This is a genomic window from Streptomyces sp. Ag109_G2-15 (assembly GCF_900215565.1).
Classification (GTDB): Bacteria; Actinomycetota; Actinomycetes; order Streptomycetales; family Streptomycetaceae; genus Streptomyces; species Streptomyces diastatochromogenes.
Map to the genome: position 1 here is coordinate 194,839 of NZ_OCNI01000002.1, position 13,426 is coordinate 208,264.

11 protein-coding genes and 3 pseudogenes are annotated in these 13,426 nt (G+C 70.2%); 7 read left to right on the plus strand and 7 right to left on the minus strand.

Features of this window, described 5'->3' with window-relative positions:
* The first annotated feature begins 173 nt into the window (after positions 1-173).
* Positions 174-812: a GPP34 family phosphoprotein gene (locus CRP49_RS37375; protein ID WP_097257871.1), complete on the plus strand. Its 639-nt coding sequence runs from the start codon at positions 174-176 to the stop codon at positions 810-812.
* 16 nt (positions 813-828) lie between these two features.
* Positions 829-2,502: a carboxylesterase family protein gene (locus CRP49_RS37380; RefSeq protein ID WP_257033754.1), complete on the plus strand. Its 1,674-nt coding sequence runs from the start codon at positions 829-831 to the stop codon at positions 2,500-2,502.
* A gap of 106 nt (positions 2,503-2,608) precedes the next feature.
* Here the strand turns inward: CRP49_RS37380 and CRP49_RS46625 are convergent, their stop codons facing one another.
* A complete protein-coding gene (locus CRP49_RS46625; protein WP_143690617.1) occupies positions 2,609-2,869 on the minus strand; it encodes a hypothetical protein in 261 nt (86 codons plus the stop codon).
* Positions 2,870-3,019: 150 nt separating this feature from the next.
* Between CRP49_RS46625 and CRP49_RS37390 the strand changes: the two genes are divergently transcribed.
* Positions 3,020-4,198: a serine hydrolase gene (locus tag CRP49_RS37390; RefSeq protein ID WP_097257873.1), complete on the plus strand. Its 1,179-nt coding sequence runs from the start codon at positions 3,020-3,022 to the stop codon at positions 4,196-4,198.
* A gap of 480 nt (positions 4,199-4,678) precedes the next feature.
* On the opposite strand, the gene CRP49_RS37395 is transcribed toward CRP49_RS37390, so the two are convergent.
* On the minus strand, positions 4,679-5,632 hold the full coding sequence (locus tag CRP49_RS37395; RefSeq protein ID WP_097257874.1) for an alkylmercury lyase family protein: 954 nt from the start codon (positions 5,630-5,632) through the stop codon (positions 4,679-4,681).
* Positions 5,633-5,707: 75 nt separating this feature from the next.
* Here CRP49_RS37395 and CRP49_RS37400 point away from each other — a divergent pair, with 75 nt between their 5' ends.
* Positions 5,708-6,106, plus strand: coding sequence for a heavy metal-responsive transcriptional regulator (locus tag CRP49_RS37400; protein ID WP_097257875.1), 399 nt, complete (start codon positions 5,708-5,710; stop codon positions 6,104-6,106).
* Here CRP49_RS37400 and CRP49_RS46315 read toward each other — a convergent pair.
* The 4 genes and pseudogenes from CRP49_RS46315 to CRP49_RS49395 form a co-directional block, all read right to left on the minus strand.
* Positions 6,093-6,302, minus strand: a complete 210-nt coding sequence (locus CRP49_RS46315) for a class I SAM-dependent methyltransferase (protein WP_179851966.1) — start codon at positions 6,300-6,302, stop codon at positions 6,093-6,095. The genes CRP49_RS37400 and CRP49_RS46315 overlap by 14 nt on opposite strands.
* 47 nt (positions 6,303-6,349) lie before the next feature.
* Positions 6,350-6,790, minus strand: a pseudogene (locus CRP49_RS37410) (helix-turn-helix domain-containing protein); the annotation flags it as partial.
* A pseudogene (locus tag CRP49_RS37415) lies at positions 6,771-7,175 on the minus strand (GNAT family N-acetyltransferase); the annotation flags it as partial. The pseudogenes CRP49_RS37415 and CRP49_RS37410, both read right to left, overlap by 20 nt.
* Positions 7,154-7,798 (minus strand): annotated as a pseudogene (locus CRP49_RS49395) (transposase). The pseudogenes CRP49_RS49395 and CRP49_RS37415, both read right to left, overlap by 22 nt.
* 147 nt (positions 7,799-7,945) lie before the next feature.
* Here CRP49_RS49395 and CRP49_RS37425 point away from each other — a divergent pair.
* From CRP49_RS37425 to CRP49_RS37435, 3 genes are all read left to right on the plus strand, one after another.
* Positions 7,946-8,482 carry a hypothetical protein gene (locus CRP49_RS37425; protein WP_097257878.1) on the plus strand — a complete coding sequence of 179 codons (537 nt, stop codon included), beginning with the start codon at positions 7,946-7,948 and terminating at the stop codon, positions 8,480-8,482.
* 184 nt (positions 8,483-8,666) lie between these two features.
* Positions 8,667-8,867 (plus strand): DUF4158 domain-containing protein, encoded by a 201-nt coding sequence (locus CRP49_RS37430; protein ID WP_143670086.1) that lies wholly within the window; start codon positions 8,667-8,669, stop codon positions 8,865-8,867.
* A 168-nt stretch (positions 8,868-9,035) separates the two neighbouring features.
* Complete coding sequence (locus CRP49_RS37435) at positions 9,036-11,444, plus strand: Tn3 family transposase (RefSeq protein WP_179851969.1); 2,409 nt, start codon at positions 9,036-9,038, stop codon at positions 11,442-11,444.
* A 228-nt stretch (positions 11,445-11,672) separates the two neighbouring features.
* On the opposite strand, the gene CRP49_RS37445 is transcribed toward CRP49_RS37435, so the two are convergent.
* On the minus strand, positions 11,673-13,028 hold the full coding sequence (locus tag CRP49_RS37445) for a phosphatase PAP2 family protein (RefSeq protein ID WP_097257881.1): 1,356 nt from the start codon (positions 13,026-13,028) through the stop codon (positions 11,673-11,675).
* Positions 13,029-13,426: the final 398 nt, after the last annotated feature.

Consider the following 13,426-nt stretch of genomic DNA (forward strand, 5'->3'; position numbering starts at 1 on the left):
CCACGTCGCCCCTGACGGCAGACCGCGCCACCCCCTACGGCAGGCCGCGCCACCCCTGACGGCACCGCCTCCTCCTCAAGGAGGAGGCCGGGCCGCAATCCTCCTGCGTTCCCAGTGCCAGGCCGTTCCCGTGGCCGATCCGCGGCCGGAGTGCCCGGCCATAGCGTCGAGGTGTGATCGACGACTTGGCCTGCCTCATGTATCTGCTCGCCCACGACGACGCGGCCGAAGGCCCGTATGACCGTTCCCGGACGGAGCTGTTGGTCCGCGCCGCCGCCCTGGTCGACCTCGCGCTACGCGGCCGGCTGGGGGAGGTGGGCGGCACAGTCGCCGTGTCCGGAACGGAACCGACCGGCGATCCCGTTCTGGACGGCGTTCTGCGCGACGCCGCGGCCGGGCACGGCTGGAAGCGCCTCGTGCGCCGCCACCGCAAGCGCACCCTGACGGAGGTGGAGAACCGGCTCGCCGCGGCGGGACTCCTCACCGTGAAGGCGCCCCGCGCCCACTTCGGCACACGGCGGCTGACCGTGACGGACCGCGCCGTGCCCGCCGCACTGCGCGCCCGCGTGGCCGCGGCGCTGCACGGGGACGGTCCCGTGCAGGAGATCCCCGCCGCCGACGCCGCGCTGCTGGCGCTGGCCGCGGCGGGCGGCATCCGCTCGGTGCTGTCACGGCAGGACCAGAAGACCTTCCGGGCACGTATCGACGCCTGCACGGGATCTCTCGCCGCCCTCGCGCCCGGCCTGGAGAAAGCTGCACGCGCTCTGCCGATGACCATGATCGCCGCGCAGGGCGGCATGGGCGGCAGCTGACCCTGATGGGGAGACGATGACCATGCACCGTGTCCTGACCACCCTGGGCTGCGCCCTGACCGCCGTGCTCGCGACGGCCTGGTCCGCAGCGCCACCAACCCAGCCCAACCGGCCCGCCACCGCCGCTACGACAGTACGCACGACGGTGCCCGCACGGCCCGCCGCCGCTACGACGGTACGCACGACGGTGCCGGTCCGGGTCGCCACCGCCACCGCCACCGCCACCGCCGCTACGACGGTACGCACCCACGACGGCCCGGTGCGGGGCGCCGCCCACGACGGCTATCGCACCTTCGAAGGCATCCCCTACGCGGCGCCCCCGGTCGGCACGCTGCGCTGGGCGCCGCCCCGCCGCGCGGCCCCCTGGTCCGGGGTACGGGATGCGGCCCGGCCCGCGAGCGCCTGCCCGCAGCCGGCCGGCGAGGTGCCCGGCGGCAGCACCGACGAGGACTGTCTCCACCTGAACGTCACGACGCCCGACGGCGCGCGACCGGCGCACCCCCGGCCGGTGATCGTGTGGCTGCACGGCGGCGGCTTCACCACCGGAACGGGCAGTTCCTACGACGCCCACCGCATGGCGACCCGCGGCGACGTCGTGGTCGTCACCGTCAACTACCGCCTCGGGGCCCTCGGTTTCCTCGCGCACAGCGGGCTGCCCGGCTCCGGCACCTTCGGCCTGGCCGACCAGCAGGCGGCGCTGCGCTGGGTCCGTGCCGAGATCGGCTCCTTCGGCGGCGACGCGCACAACGTGACGCTGGCCGGCGAGTCGGCGGGCGGCTACAGCGTCTGCGCCCAGCTCGCCTCACCTGCCGCCGCGGGGCTCTTCGAGCGGGCGATCATCGAGAGTGGCCCGTGCACAGGCCGCCCCGACCGGCCGTTCGCCCCGTCCTCCATCCCCCTGTCCGCGGCGCGCGCCGCGGGCGCGGACTTCGCGGCGAAGGTCGGCTGCGGCTCGGCCCGGGACGTCCTGGCCTGCCTGCGGCGCGTGGCCGTCCCCCGTCTGCTCGCGGCCCAGGACACCGATCAACAGCCCGCTCACACCACCTCGTTGCTGCCCGGCGACCCCGCGGCGGCGATTGCCGCCGGCCGCTTCCACCGCGTCCCCGTGCTCATCGGCAACAACCACGACGAGGGCAACGGCTGGGCCGCCGGGATCGTCCAGGCCGGCCATCCCGTGACTCCCGACACCTGGCCCGACGTCGTGGCCTCCTTCTTCCCCTCCCCCAGGCAGGCGAAGGCGATCGTCCGCGAGTACCCGGTGCACCGCACCGACGGAGGCCCGGTGTTCGGCGCGGTCATCGGCGACGCCGACTTCGCCTGCCCGACGGCGCGCACCGACGGCCTGCTGGCCGCCCATGTGCCCGTCTGGCGCTACGAGTTCGCCGACGAGCACGCCCCGCCGCTCACCTCGGGCACGCCGCCGTTCCCGCTCGGCGCACCGCACGCGAGCGAACTGCCCTACCTGTTCGACCTGGGCGGCCGCCCCCGCGACCTGACCGCGGCACAGCACCGGCTGGCCGAGACCATGATCGACTATTGGACCCGCTTCGCCCGCACCGCCGACCCGAACGGCCCGACGTCGCCGCGTTGGCCCCGGCAGACAGTGCTCTCCCTGGCGCCGGACCACATCGTCCCCACCCGCACGGCGCAGGCCCGCCACCACTGCGTGTTCTGGAACGCCCTCGGGTGACCACGGACACGACCGCCGTGAGGGTCCGCCGGCTCGGCCGGCGGACCCTCAGTGCCTGTCCTACGTTCAAGGGGTGGGTCGAAGCCGGTCGTTCGTAGGATCGGTGTCAGCCGACAGCTCGGAGACGTTCGAGGAGTTCGCCAACGCCCGGGGTGTGCGCGTACGGCAACAGGTCCGGCTCAGGGCCGCGGACCATTGCCACGCACCTGGGTGCGTTGATCCGGCTGGCCACGTCCAGAGAACGGGTGGCGGATTGGGCGGCGATTTCCGGTTCGCCATCGCGGAGGTATGTCTCGGCCTGGTAGGTCAGGAACACGGCCCGAGTCTTGGAACGAGTGCCGGGCAGCAGGGCGATGCCCTCGTGCATGAGCTGGTGGGCCCGCCGCCGCTGGCCAGGATCGGCTGGGCAACGGCCGCCATCTGCGGAGACCACCCGCCCGCGCTGGGGGATATCCCCCATTCCGATCCTGGGGTGCACCGGATCGCACCCCGTTGGGGGCGAATCTAGCGTTCAGCCATGACTTCGACTCTGCGAAGGCGCCTCGTCGTGGCACTTGGTGTCGCTGCGCTGCTCGCCGCCGAGGTGACCACCGCCGTCGCCAAGCCCGCCGGTCCCCCCCCCGTGGAGCAGTTGCGCCAGGACACCGAGGCGCTCCACGCCCTCGGTATCAGTGGTGTGCAGGCCCGCGTGATCGCGCCTGACGGGCAGCAGACGGTCGCCACCAGCGGCACCGCCGACCTGAACACCGGCCGCCCGGTCTCTTCCAACGGCTACTTCCGCATGGCCAGCACGTCCAAGACGCTGGTCGCCACCGTGGTCCTCCAACTGGAGGCCGAGGGCCGGTTGTCCCTGGACGACACGGTCGACCACTGGCTGCCAGGGGTGGTGCAGGGTAACGGCAACGACGGCAGCCGGATCACCATCCGCCAACTGCTCCAGCACACCAGCGGCATCCACAACAACCTGCCCGGATACACCACATCGGAGGAGTACTACCAGCAGCGCCACAACGTCTACGGCCCCGAGCAGCTGGTTGCCCGCGCCATGGCCCACGCGCCGGACTTCCCGCCCGGCGAGGGCTGGGCGTACTCCAACCCCGGCTACGTCCTGCTCGGCATGATCGTCCAGAAGGCCACCGGCCAACCCGTCCACCAGGAGATCGACGACCGCATCCTGCGCCCGCTCGGCCTCGACCAGACCCGGTGGACCGGCACCTCCCCCACCCTGCCCCGGCCGCACGCCAAGGCCTACCAGCTCTTCGGCCCCGGGTCCCTGGTGGACGTCACCGATCAGGTCCTGGTGGACCACGAGACCTCGTACGCCACGACCACGCGGGATGAGAACCGCCTCCTCCGCGCGCTGCTCGCGGGCCGCCTGCTACCGCCGCGGCAGCTCGCCGAGATGAAGCGGACCGTCCCCGTGAGCGCGGACGTCCAGCAACTGTGGCCCGGCGGCCGATACGGGCTCGGCCTGGTCGAACGCCCCCTGACCTGCGGAGGAACCTACTGGAGCCACGAGGGCGGGGACGGCGGCTACATCACCCTCAACGGCGTCACCGACGACGGCAGGCGAAGCGCCGCAGTCTCTATGTCCGAGGCACGCGGCGACACCCCGGAGCACATACTGAACCAGGAGAACGCGGCAAGCGCCCTGATCGACCACGCACTGTGCGCCGGGGGCCCCAGCACCTCGTGAGCGGGGGCGTCGTCGCGGTGGCTGGTGACGCGCGGTCGCCGCTGTCGCCCCACCCAACCTGACCCTGCTGGCGCTCGGCCGTCTCGACCTCGCCATGTACACGATGGCGGGATCCCTGTGCGCGCTCTAAGGATCGGGCATGGGTTGGCCCTTGAAGACCGGTGATCGGAACGGTCGGTAGCAGCGGCGGTTGCCCGGTGAGCCGGCGTTCGAACACCCCCGATCATTGAGGGAGACGCGGTGGGCGGCAGGACCGCCGACGGCGCCGGAGCTGCCAAACCACGGCCCCGGCGGTCAACAGCGCGGCGCTGGTGACCGCCCACCAGTTACCGATCCAGGCAGCGAGCGCGCCCGAGGCCGCGGCCACGATCAGGGCGGGACCCACGCAGCACACAATGGCTGCGGCTACCACGGTCGCGAGCAGGGCCGCCGTCCCTCTGGTCGGGGCGCGGCGTCGGGGCGGGTTCATGGCGGTCCGGCTTACGGTGCGGGTGCGGCCAGCAGCGGGCCGAAGATGTCCGCGCCCAGGCGCTCGGCCTCAGTCTGGTCCAGGACGGCGCCGCTGATGTCGGCGTGCTGCCCTGTGGCCTGCTCGGCGGTGGCGCGGTCGGTGAAAAAGCTCAGGTAGTCGCAGCACACGGCGGCGGCCGGGCCGGTGTCGGGGCGGGTGCCGTAGTAGACCACCGCGGTGGCCGGCTGCCAGGTGGTTTTTCCACCGGTGAACTCCACACGGACAGGGTCGCCGGTGACCGGATCGGTGGAGGTGATGACGGCGTCGGCGCCCAGCATGACCGGGATGCCGAGCGCGTCGATCGCGCACATCGACCACACCGTCGGCCCGTCGGCAATCTGCACGACGTGCTCGGTGGCGGTGGCGGAGAACGGGTACGCGGCCCGGATGCGGCCGGTGTCGTCCAGGGTGAGGAAGTCCTCGGTGGCCAGTTCTGCGAGCACCCGGGCGGCCGGTACGGCGAAGGGCTCGGCCGCCGCCTCCAGCTCGGCCTGCCCGGGCGGGGCACCGGTGGTGGCGAAGGAGCGCAGGACGGCCTGCTGCACCGCGCGCAGGCCACCCTCGATCGGGGCGAGACGGCCCTGCCCGGACCGGCCGGCAGCCCGGTTGGCGACGCCGGTGGCGGGAGTGCCGAGTACCCGCCGCAGCTCCGCGACGGAGGGCGCCCCGCCGACCCGGCCGTCCGTGCCACGGTAGAGGCGACAGGACACGCTGGCCGCGGTGCCCGGGGCGGCGAACGGGTCGTGACCGTCGACGAGCAGCGTCGGGGAGCCGTGCATGCCGCGCCGTTCGGCCTCCGCCTGGTCGTCGACCACATGCTCGGTGAGCTTCACGTCCGTGCGGCCGGCGAGGGCGAGGATCAGCCGTTCCCGCAGCACCGGGCCGTTCGGGCAATCCGGGACCGTCAGCATCTCCACGTGCATCAGCGGCACCTCCGGGTCACGCAGCCCACGCTAGACCTTCCACCACGCTGGAAGGTCAAGGGCTACGGTGGAGGTATGCGCATCGGAGCCCTCGCCGCCGCCACCGGCACCACCCCCAAGACCCTGCGCTTCTACGAGCAGGCCGGGCTGCTGGCTGACCCGCCCCGCACATCGGGCGGTTACCGCGACTACCCGGCCCACGCCCGGGCCCGGGTCGGCTTCATTCGCTCCGCCCAGGCGGCCGGCCTCAGCCTCGCCGAGATCCGCGACGTCCTGGCGATCCGCGACGGCGGCCACCCGCCCTGCGGTCACGTCACCGAACTCCTCGACCGGCACCTCGCCGACGTCGAGCACCGGATCGCCGAACTGGAAGCGACCCGCGCCATGCTGCGCGAGCTGACCCGCACCGCCTCCGCAACCGACCCCGCTACCTGCACCGAGGGCGACATCTGCCGCATCCTCACCGCTGGCTGAGCGGGCATGAGGGCCCCTGGGGAGAATTGACCAGCCGGCCCCAGAGGTCCACGCCCACGACGTGTCCCGTCGGCAACCGCCTTGCCGCCTCGATCAGCACGGCGCCGTGACCGCAGCCCAGGTCCAGCAGCTGCTCGTCACCCTTCAAGGCGGCCTGGTCCAGCTCCTGCCTCCAGATGCGCAGCTTGCTGTGCACGTAACTGCCGGTGTGAGCAATCAGTACCGTCCCCACAGTCACCATCGCTATCCGTCCCGGCCGCCACCGGCCTCGCGCCTGCCGGGTGCTGATCGTGGGTCAAGACTTGGACAGGTATTCGGGGGCGGCCCACGCGACTCGTCGACCGCAAGCCACGGCGCGAAGGCCATGACATCTCGATGGAGGTGGGACTGGTCGACGTAGCCGATCTCCGCCGCGACCCGTGCGGCGCTGTGACCCGCGGCCAGACGGTGGGCCGCGTGGTCGAAACGGACAAGCTGAGCGGCGCGCTTGGGGTTGAGACCGATCTGGGCCCGGAACCGGGACCACAGACGCTTACGGCTCCAGCCGACCTCGGCTGCCAGCCGCTCGACCCGAACCCCTCCCAGGTTCGTCACCATCTGCCCCCACACGAAGGCGACCTCGGGCTCGACCGCTCGGCCTGCCTCGTGTCGTCGAACGAGCGCGGCCTCCGCTATCGCGAACCGGTCTCGACGACCTTGCCCTCGCGTGGACTTCGGTCCAGGCCGCGGCGAACCCGGAGCGGTGCAGCGTCCCCAGCGCGTGGGCAAGCAGCGCCCGCGCGATGCCGCGGCGCTGCTCGCCGGCCCGGACCGCGACCAGCCCGACGCGCGGCCGGTTGACCGTCACCACCCGGATCAGACCCAGGTAGCGGTCCGGCGCCGCGGCCACCGCGTACTTCGACGGGTCGACGATGGTGTCGCCTTCGGGACGGGGAATCACCTCCGCGGGCATCGACTGCCACCCGACGGCCGCCTCGACTTCGTCACGGATCGCGCGGTCCACCGCCCGCAGCAGACTCTCGTCCGCCTGACCAGCGGGCACGATCGTCACGCCCGAAGGCGGCAGGACCATGATCCGGTCTTCTTGAGGCGTCTCCAGCAGATGAGGCTGCAAGCCAACGAGAGGACGGGGTCGTGGAGTTCGATACGTCGTTTCCAGCGGACCGCGAGGCGTTTGAACGGGTGGAGCAGGGCGAAGGTCTGCTCGACGACGTAGCGAAGCTTGCCCAGGCCCTTGATGTTCGGGGAGTCCTTGCGGGAGATCACCGCCTGGGTGCGGCGGCGTCGCAGCTCACCGCGCACAGCCTTCGAGTCGTACGCCTTGTCGCCCAGGAGGCACTCCGGCCGCCGTCAGGGACGGCCGGATCGTCCGGTGACGGGCGGGATGCCGTCGCCGAGGTCGAGGGTCTGGGTGATGTCGTTGACGTTGGCGGCGGTCGTGATGACGTGCCGCGGGGTGTCCTTGCCGTCGCAGATCAGGTGGTGCTTGCTGCCCGTCTTCCGCCGGTCGACCGGCGACGGACCGGTCGCGACTCCCCCTCTTTCGCGCGCACGTGGGAGTCGTCCACGCACGCGCGGGTCCAGTCGAGCTCGGCGCCCGCGTTGAGCTCGGCGAGCAGGATCCGGTGCAACCGCTCGAAGACTCCGGCCCGCCGCCAGCGGTCCGGGCGCCGCCAGCAGGTCCTCATCCACCCCTGGGTGGGTGAACCCTGGGAAGAAGGTTGAGTGGTGCAGCCACCACAAGGCCCTACATCGGGATTCACCAGACCCCCGTCCGATCGGCGGTCTACCGTATGGACAAGCCGCGCTGCCCGCTGCGGTCGCATGAGGAGGAGTCCTGTGTCATCGCCCTGTGACCCCAAGTACGCTCCCGTCGGCGATGTGGGCGCAGCGCTCATGATGATCGACTCTCGGCTCAAAGCCGTCTACGACAGCAGGACTGAGACCGACCCCGAACAGCAGCAGATGGTCGACCAGTTCGCTGCCTCCTTGGGCCCTACGGGAGTCGATGCGCTGCTGGACGGCGTGTGCACGCTGATTTACATGTTCATGGAGTGGCTGCGGGCGGCCTGCGAGGACCACGACAAGGACGTCATCGAGTACCTGGTGCCCACCCTCGTGGCCACGATGCGCATGATGCCCAAGACCTTCCGTCCCGAGGTCATCCCCACCATGGCCGGCCTGCTCGTCGCCGCGAGCACCGGCCTGAGCCCCAACTTGTGGCGCGCACAGTACGGACGCTGGACCGAGGCCGAGATGAATCCCCTGGAAGCCACGGCCGTCCTGCTCGCGGAGCGCATCAACCGGATTTCCGACGACCGCGACTTCGCCACCCGCTTGATCACCGAGGCCCTGTCCAGGTCGGACCAAGGCTGACGCGCAGCATCTTCGCGCGAAGCGTGGGACAAGGCCCTGCTCTCCCGAAGCTCCGGCGAAGTGACAAGTGGCTCTCCGTAGCTGATGTGACGGCCTGTTGGCATAGGTTCGGCTGTTTTGCCCTCTTCTCTGATGTGCCCCGGTCACCTTGGTGGCGTTGGTAGTGATCGAGAAGGGGTTGGGCGTGCGTCAGGAGTGGGAGCCGGAGGACCTGATCGAGGTCTGGACGCTGCTGGGGGAGGACCAGGAGCGCCTGCGGAACAAGTCAGGGGCGAACCGGCTGGGCTTCGCGCTGCTGCTGAAGTTCTTCGAGGTGGAGGCCAGTTCCCGGAGGGCGCCGGGGAGATCCCACCGGCGGCGGTGGCGTATGTGGCTCAGCAGGTGAAGGTGCCGGCGGAGGAGTTCGCCGCGTACGACTGAGCGGGCCGGCAATCAAGCGGCACCGGGTGGAGGTCCGGGGCGCGTTCGGGTTCCGCGAGTGCACGGAAAAGGATCAGGCCCAGCTGGCTGAGTGGCTAGCGGGCGAGCTGTGCCCGGTGGAGCGGCCTCCGCGGTGAACACCTTCGAGGAGCGGTTCTGTGGCACCACGACGGACCGGTTGTCGGCGATGACCCGCTCGCGGCTGGACGACCTGGTGGCCGAGGACGACGGCGAGGGCAGCGTGGGCGGTGGCCGGACCTTCTTCACCGAGTTGAAGGCCGACCCGGGCGCGCTTGGGCTGGAGAGCCTGCTGGGCGAGGTGAACAGGCTGCAGCGGGTGCGGAAGCTGGAGTTGCCGCCGGAGCTGTTCGGGGACGTGTCGGAGAAGTTGGTGTCCGCCTGGCGGGGGCGGGCGGCCAAGGAGTACCCGTCCGACCTGATCGCGGCGGCCGGGCCGGTGCGGTACACGCTGCTGGCGACGCTGTGCCACGTGCGGCAGACGGAGATCGCCGACTCGCTGGTGGACCTGTTCATCCAGCTCGTGCAGAAGATCAACACGAGGGCGGAGAAGAAGGTCGAGGGCGAGTTCGTCAAGGAGTTGAAGAAGGTCCGTGGCAAGGAGGGCATCCTGCTGCGGCTGGCCGAGGCGGCTGTGGCGGAGCCGAACGGCACGGTGCGCAGGGTGATCCACCCGGTGGCCGGGGAGAGCACGTTGAAGGCGCTGGCGGCGCAGGCTGCGGCGAACGAGGCCCGGTACAAGGCGCGCATCCGCACGGTGCTGCGGTCGTCGTACTCCAACCACTGGCGGCGGCTGCTCTCGCCGCTGCTGTCGGTGCTGGAGCTGAAGTGCAACAACACCGCCTACCGGCCGGTGATGGACGCGATCGAGCTGCTCAAGCGGTACCTGGACCAGCCGATCGCCACGGAGGGCGCGTTCTTCGACGAGGCCGAGCGCATCCCGCTGGAGGGGGTGGTGCCCGAGCAGTGGCGGGCGGCGGGCGATAAGGGCCGGGTGGAGCGCATCCCGTACGAGCTGTGCGTACTGGTCTCGCTGCGGGACGCGCTGCGGCGCCGGGAGATCTGGGTGGCCGGCGCGAGCCGCTGGCGCAACCCGGAGGACGACCTGCCGCAGGACTTCGAGGACAACCGGGACGTGCACTACGGCGCTATCCGCCAGACGCTGGACCCGGGCGAGTTCATCGACGTCCTGCACAAGAGGCTCCGAGCGGCCCTGACCCGGTTCGATACCGCACTGGAGGAGGGCTCGACCGGCGGGGTGGAGATCGTCCGCAAGCACGGCGAGCCGTGGATCAAGGTCTCGCCGCTGGGCAAGCAGGAGGTGCCGGAGAACCTGGTCGCGCTCAAGGCCGAGATCGAGCGCCGCTGGGGGACGATCGACCTGATCGACATGCTCAAGGAGGCCGAGCTCGCGGTCGGCTTCAGCTCTGAGTTCACCTCGGTGGCCAGCCGGGAGGCGGTGCCGCGCGAGGTGCTGCGGCGCCGGCTGCTGCTGGTGCTGTTCGCGCTGGGCACGAACATGGGCATCAAGCGGGTCGCGGTGACCGGCAAGCACGGCGAGTCCGAGGCGGTGCTGCGGCGGGTGCGGCACCTGTTCGTGAACCGGACCAACATGCGCGGCGCGCTGGTGAAGCTGGTGAACGCCTCCTTCGCCGCCCGGGACGCCGACTGGTGGGGCGAGGGCACCTCGTGCGCCTCGGACAGCAAGAAGTTCGGCTCCTGGTCCTCGAACTTCATGACGGAGTGGCACCAGCGGTACCGCGGGCCGGGGGTGATGATCTACTGGCACGTCGAGCGGAAGTCGGTGTGCATCTACTCCCAGCTCAAGAATTGCTCGGCCTCCGAGGTCGCCGCGATGATCGAGGGCGTGCTGCGGCACTGCACCGAGATGGTGGTGGACCGGCTGTACACCGACACCCATGGCGCGTCCATCGTCGGGTTCGCGTTCGCGCACATGCTCGGCTTCAACCTGCTGCCCCGGTTGAAGAACGTGGGCTCGGCCCGGCTGTACCGGCCAGCCGCCAGCGAGGACGAGACCTGGCCGCACCTGGCGCCGGTGCTGTCCAGCAAGACGATCGACTGGGAGCTGATCCGCCAGCAGTACGACCAGATCGTCAAGTACACCACCGCGCTCCGCCTGGGCACGGCGGAGGCCGAGCAGGTGCTGCGACGGTTCACCCGCAGGGGCCCGAAGCATCCGACCTACCGGGCGATCGAGGAGCTGGGCCGGGCGGCGCGGACGGCGTTCGTCTGCGACTACCTGGCCGACCCGGAGCTGCGGCGGGAGATCCACGAGGGCCTGCAGGTGGTGGAGAACTGGAACTCCGCCAACCACGACCTGTTCTACGGCAAGGACGGGGACCTGACGGGCGCCGACCGGGAGAGCCAGGAGATCTCGATGCTGGCCCTGCACCTGCTGCAGGCCGCCCTGGTCCACGTGAACACCCTGCTGCTGCAGGAAGTCCTGGCCGAGTCGAAGTGGGTGGAGCGGCCCGGCGGACTGATCTCGGCGGTCCGCCGGTAGAGCGCCTCCCGGTTCCCTGGATGATCGATTCCAAGGGGGCCTGATGAGTGGAGCCAGGTTCATGCGCGGCCAGCCGGTCATGCGCGCAGCTGCTGATCCGCCGCAACCGCGCGACCGGCGAACTTGCCTACGACCGCTGCTACTCGGCCCAGCCGGTAGCGCTGACCACCCTGCTCAAGGTCCAGGGATCAAGGTGCCATATGGGGGCACAACCTGATGCGACATGACTCAAACCAGCTCTGGTTGCGGTTCCGGTTGCCGCACTGGTGCAGCCTTCGGTTCCCACAGTTTGGTGGTCTGTATGTAGCCGTGGACCACTGAGGCCATCGCCAGAATGAGAAGTGGTCCGAAGACCCAGGGATGTGTGGCCATCTCCATCGGAAGATAGCGATAGGACATCAAGAGCGCGGCGAAGACCGTTGCGCCGTGCGCGACCAGCAGGATTCCTGACCTGTCCCAGCCGCGTTCGAGCGAGCGCAGAGCTGCCTCGATCGTGAGCGCGAAGACCACGCCGGCAACGAGATCCGTGCCGTAGTGGTAGCCGAAGCCCAGGGTCGCGGCGAGCGTGGCGATCAGCCAGAACGCGCCTGCGAATCGCAGAATCCGTGGGCCCTGGCGGGAATGAATGAAGATCGCGGTAGCCCACGCCGTGTGCAGGCTGGGCATGCAGTTGCGTGGGGTGATCTCGTCGTATGGCATCGGGTGCGGGGTGCTGATCGGCGGTGGCGTGTCCGGCCACAGGTTGGCCACCGCCCAGTGCAGGCCGCCGGTGCCGGAGGCGCCCGGGCCGTAGGCGAAGACCGGTCCGACCACCGGGAAGAGCATGTAGATGCCCGGTCCGAGGAGACCGATCACCAGAAAGGTGCGCAGCAAATGATGGCGCGGGAAACGGCGCTCCACCCCCACGTTACGCAGCTGGTACAGGGCGACGACGACCGCGGCCACCGCAAGCTGAGCGTAGACCCAGCCGAGAAGATGGGTGCCGATCGGGTCGGTGGCCCTGACGATCCGGCCTGCCAGCCACGACGGGTCGCCCAGTGCGTGATCGGCGGTTGCCACGTACTGGTCGAGCACCGCCGGGCGCGTCTTCGACGTGATGAGTAGCCAGGTATCGCCGGTCTTGCGCCCGGCCACCAGCAGCAGGCCCAGCCCGACACCCTTCAACAACAGGACACGTTCTCGGCCGGTGCGGCGCGTGACAGCGATGACCGCATAGCCCAACATCACCCACAACGCGCCGTTGCCGAAGAAATGGCCGTCGGTCATGTTGGCGCCGACCGCCCACCGCACCAGTACGAAGACGACGTCGATACCGATCGCGACACCAGCCGCGATGAACCTTTGCCTCCAGGTGAGCACCACCATCATCAACGCCATACCGGCGTACAGCGGACCTGGCTTGGGAGCGAATATCACCTCTTTCGCCTGATTGGTCATCGGCCCCGATCCGGCGCCGCAGCGACGCGCGGCGATCTCCAGCGTGATGAGGAGGCCGAGTGCCGCCAGACCCGCCGTGGCCCACAGTATCGACCGCGGTTGACGCCATGCGGTGAACGTAATTCTGCCTTTTATTCGCGAAAACACCTGCGATGCTATAAATGTCAACTGTCCGGCCGATTTATTATTTAGTTAACCAGGTCACTTTTCGTGCTGCATGGCATGGTCTTCCGTTGGAGGACGGAGGGTGATCGTCGTTAGTTCGAACATGCTATCGGAGCGGTGGGCGGATCGCTGGTCAGGGTGGCGGGAAGGTCAGTTGATCCCGCGCACGATGGTCCAATGTCACGTGTTACCTGCCGGACAGCGGCGAGGTTCGTGAAGTGAGCGGTCGGTTGAGCGATGGCGCCGGGCTTGGACGGAGCAGGGCGAGACGGGGCTGCTGGCCGCGGGCTCGCCTGGACGGCCCACGCTGAGCGTGGCCCGGTTCGACCGACTGAAACGTGAGTTGAATCGGGGACCGCTGGTCCACGGCTGGGCAGATC